Origin of the sequence: Actinomyces sp. S6-Spd3 (assembly GCF_000758755.1) — a bacterium.
Lineage (GTDB): Bacteria > Actinomycetota > Actinomycetes > Actinomycetales > Actinomycetaceae > Pauljensenia.
Genome location: NZ_JRMV01000115.1, coordinates 1 through 569, shown reverse-complemented (window position 1 = coordinate 569; position 569 = coordinate 1). Strand labels below are relative to the sequence as shown.

Genomic DNA, 569 nt, shown 5'->3' with positions numbered 1-569 from the left:
CTTCGCATAAACCCGCGCGGACGACGGCACCGAATCTGCCCCAAACATCTCGCGAGCCTGCGCCCGCGCCGCCGAAATGGCCTCCTTCGACAGCGCCGTAGAGTCCGTACGCATATACGTGATGTAACCGTTTTCGTACAGCGACTGGGCCGTTCGCATCGTGTCGCGCGAATTCCAACGGAGCTTACGACCGGCCTCTTGCTGCAACGTCGAAGTTGTAAACGGAGCAGCCGGGCGCCTCTTATACGGCTTTTGCTCCACCGACAAAACCTTCGCGCCGCCCGCGCCCAGGCCGGAAAGCACATCCGCGAGCGCCTTCGCGGCGCCCTCGTTCAAATGCAAAACCTCAAGCGGCTTCTTCAGTTGGCCGTCATCACCAAAATCACGGCCCTGCGCCACGCGTAGCCCATCCACCTGGCTAACCCGGGCGGTGAACTTGCTCTCAGCCTCAAACTCGGCCTCGATATCCCAATAATTAGCGGCAACGTGAGCCATGCGCTCGCGCTCACGATCAACCATCAGGCGCGTAGCCACCGACTGCACGCGGCCCGCCGATAGCCCGCGATTCA

1 protein-coding gene is annotated in these 569 nt (G+C 61.9%); it reads right to left on the bottom strand.

What is annotated here, in order from left to right:
• Window positions 1-569, bottom strand: a 569-nt coding sequence (locus HMPREF1627_RS00705) for a DNA topoisomerase (protein WP_034500293.1), incomplete at both ends; no start/stop codon positions are given.